Origin of the sequence: Protofrankia sp. Cr1 (assembly GCF_963555865.1) — a bacterium.
Lineage (GTDB): Bacteria > Actinomycetota > Actinomycetes > Frankiales > Frankiaceae > Protofrankia.
In genome coordinates this window covers 10511-13489 of the sequence record NZ_CAUVXO010000116.1, presented here as the reverse complement: position 1 = coordinate 13489, position 2979 = coordinate 10511, and the positions used below count along the sequence as shown (strand labels likewise).

Annotated in this window: 4 protein-coding genes, 1 tRNA gene and 1 other RNA gene; 2 read left to right on the top strand and 4 right to left on the bottom strand. The window is 66.3% G+C overall.

Annotated features, from left to right (window positions below):
- Positions 1 to 98: 98 nt before the first annotated feature.
- The 4 genes from U9980_RS11905 to U9980_RS11890 all read right to left on the bottom strand — a co-directional run bounded on the left by U9980_RS11905 (position 99) and on the right by U9980_RS11890 (position 1283).
- Entirely contained in the window at positions 99 to 413 is a 315-nt protein-coding gene (locus U9980_RS11905; protein WP_322767960.1) for a type II toxin-antitoxin system PemK/MazF family toxin, read from the bottom strand.
- The gene (locus tag U9980_RS11900; RefSeq protein WP_322754242.1) at positions 403 to 633 is read right to left on the bottom strand and encodes a hypothetical protein; all 231 of its coding nucleotides are present in this window, start codon (positions 631 to 633) and stop codon (positions 403 to 405) included. Before U9980_RS11900 ends, U9980_RS11905 begins: the two co-directional genes overlap by 11 nt.
- 81 nt (positions 634 to 714) lie before the next feature.
- Positions 715 to 799: transfer RNA gene (locus tag U9980_RS11895), tRNA-Ser, on the bottom strand.
- A gap of 61 nt (positions 800 to 860) precedes the next feature.
- The gene (locus U9980_RS11890; protein WP_322767959.1) at positions 861 to 1283 is read right to left on the bottom strand and encodes a TOBE domain-containing protein; all 423 of its coding nucleotides are present in this window, start codon (positions 1281 to 1283) and stop codon (positions 861 to 863) included.
- A 189-nt stretch (positions 1284 to 1472) separates the two neighbouring features.
- On the opposite strand from U9980_RS11890, the gene ffs reads away from it, so the two are divergent.
- Together ffs and U9980_RS11880 are read left to right on the top strand one after the other, a co-directional pair.
- An RNA gene (gene ffs / locus U9980_RS11885) (signal recognition particle sRNA small type) lies at positions 1473 to 1569 on the top strand.
- A 95-nt stretch (positions 1570 to 1664) separates the two neighbouring features.
- On the top strand, positions 1665 to 2979 hold a 1315-nt coding region (locus U9980_RS11880; protein ID WP_322767958.1), incomplete at its 3' end, for a DNA polymerase III subunit gamma and tau.

The following is a 2979-nucleotide window of genomic DNA, read 5'->3' as shown; positions in this document are numbered from 1 at the left end:
TGGATCATGTCAGGGCTACGGATTGTGCCCATTGGCGACGACGAGGCAAGAGCCGCCGCCGGCATGCTGATCGGGTCAATCTCGTAGCCGTGTAGAGATCAGTTCAACCCGAGTACAGTGCGTAATGCAGTGTCGACGTCAGCCATCTCGACTGCGGACAGATGGCCGACGAATCGACCCAGACGCTCAGGGTCGACCGCCGCCGTTTGCTCGACCAGGACACGGGTCGCCTGATTGTCGATCTCGACCTCGGGCCGAAAGGATGCCGGCCGAGCGCTGGTGGAAGTAGGGGCCACCAGCCAGGTCGACAACGGCAGCAGATCGGACTGCACGATGACGGCGTACCGGTTACCTCGTTGTTCGTGGCCACGCGCGTCACGAGGAGCTCGCATCTGGTAGACGTCACCACGCACGCAGTGGCTCCATGTCCGAAAGCACAGCCCGCGCCTCAGCCCGGTCGGCCGGGTCTGCGGCAAGAGCTTCAGCCTCAGCGACCAACCGCTCGGCCTGACGCGCACGCCACGCGGAGAGGATCGCCTCACGGATCACCTGGGACCGATCCCGTTCACCGACTGTGAGGTCAGTCAGGGCCCGGTCGACGTCCTCGTCTGTACGAAACGTAATCGTAGCCATAAGGCTCATTGTAATACAGCCCGCAATACGGATCCTGGAGGCGTCAATCACCAACAAGCCCTGACTGCCACCGGCACACGGCGGAGGATGAGAGATTCGAACTCTCGAGGGGTTGCCCCCAACACGCTTTCCAAGCGTGCGCCCTAGGCCACTAGGCGAATCCTCCGTTGCCAAGCCTATCGGATCCACGGGCAACGGAACCGACGGCCAACAAGATCCCTACCGGTTCAGAGGGATGCGATCGAGATCTCCGTGGATTTGATCAGCGCCGTGACCGCGACACCCCGGTCAAGGCCGAGGTCGACGACGGCCGCCTTCGTGATCGCCGCAGTGATCTCGTCACCCCCGTCGATGACAAGCTTCACCACCGCCATCGCATCGCCCTCGTCGATCGCGACGATCGTGCCGGGAATCCGGTTGCGAATACTCAGGCCCGACACGGGACCCGTGGCCAGCGCGACCTCGGTGGACTTGACCATGATCCGAACCTGGGAGCCTTCAGCGAGATCAAGATCATTGATCGACTCCACGGTAACCGCGGCGGTCACCTCCGGACCGCCGGCCAAGCGGATCTTGACCGTTGCCATCGCCGCACCGGACGTGACGACGGTTACGGTTCCGGCAATCTGGTTGCGGATGCTGACGCTCATGTTGGACCTCACCGGCACTTCCTGGACATCGTTGCTGGTCGGGATGCCACCACCTTCACACGCAAGGCATTCGGCCAGCCGTCCCGACCGACCATATGGATGACTTTCGGTGAGTATGCCTGACTGATGGCGGCTATCGGGCCACCGATGCGCTGCTGAAGATCCATCCGACAGGCCTTAGACTCACTGGCAGACCCCTCGCGCGGCGTCACCCTCGTGAACCCCCCCAGGGCCGGAAGGCAGCAAGGGTAAGCAGGCTCTGGCGGGTGTGCGAGGGGTCGTCCTCTTCGCGGGGGCCGCGAACCCGGCGACGGCCTTGATCCCGGGCAACGCCCAGCGTGCTGACGTAGCGAGTGATCGACGGAATAGGTCGGTGATCATATGAGCGGCGCGTTGTACAACCGGTACCGTCCAGCGACCTTCGCCCAGGTCGTCGGTCAGGAGCACGTGACCGGTGCCCTCATGCAGGCGTTGCGGACCGGCCGCCTGCACCACGCCTACCTGTTCAGCGGTCCGCGCGGCTGCGGCAAGACGTCGTCCGCGCGCATCCTCGCCGCATCCCTGAACTGCGTGAACGGGCCGACACCCGAGCCGTGCGGGGTGTGCGAGCAGTGCGTGTCGATCCGACGCGGTGTGTCCATGGACGTCACCGAGATCGACGCCGCCTCCCACGGGCTTGTGGACGATGCCCGCGACCTGCGGGAACGCGCGTTCTTCGCGCCGGCCTCGGCGCGGTTCAAGGTGTATGTCGTCGACGAGGCCCACATGGTCACCGCGGCGGCTTTCAACGCCCTACTCAAGGTCGTCGAGGAACCACCGCCCTACCTGAAGTTCGTGTTCGCGACCACCGAACCCGACAAGGTCATCGCCACCATCCGCTCCCGGACCCACCACTACGCGTTCCGACTCGTTCCACCCGGGGCGCTGCGCGACCACCTCACGTCCGTCTGCACGTCGGAAGGGGTTGACGTCGATCCGGCGGTACTACCGCTGGTGGTACGAGCCGGCGCAGGCTCCGTCCGCGACTCGCTGTCCGTACTCGACCAGCTGCTCGCCGGCGCGGGGCCGGATGGCCTTGGCTACGATCGGGCGGTAGCGTTACTCGGGCTGACCGACGGCGTCCTGCTGGATGAAGCGGTCGACGCCCTTGCCGCACGGGACGGCGCCACCTCGTTCACCGTTGTCGACAAGGTCGTCTCCTCCGGCCACGACCCCCGGCGATTCGCCATGGACCTGCTGGAACGCCTACGGGATCTGATCGTCTTCGCGGCCGTGCCGGACGCGCCCGCCAAGGGGCTGCTGGAGAACTACTCACTCGACCAGATCGAACGGATGCGCGGCCAGTGCGGCCGGATGGGCCCGGCCGAGCTTTCCCGGGCCGCGGACGTGGTACACGCAGGTCTCAAGGAGATGCGCGGGACGACCAGCCCGCGCCTCCTGCTCGAACTGGTCATGGCACGGGCGTTGCTGCCCGCTGCCGGATCTGACCCGTCGGCGTTGCTGGTCCGCCTCGAACGGTTGGAACGGCGGGCGGAGGCCGGCGGCAACACCGGTCCATCACATGATGATGCGGCGGCGGCGCCGGCGGCGGCAACGACGACCGGCCCGGGACCGTCGGCCGGCCCGGCGCAACCGCCGACCCCGGCCCGGGTTTCCGGGACTGGCGAGGTCCGCGCACAACCAGCACCCGGACCGC

Coding starts and splice junctions, on each gene's coding strand:
- U9980_RS11900 (WP_322754242.1), bottom strand. CDS start 633: ATGGCTACGATTACGTTTCGTACAGACGAGGACGTCGACCGGGCCCTG.
- U9980_RS11890 (WP_322767959.1), bottom strand. CDS start 1,283: ATGAGCGTCAGCATCCGCAACCAGATTGCCGGAACCGTAACCGTCGTC.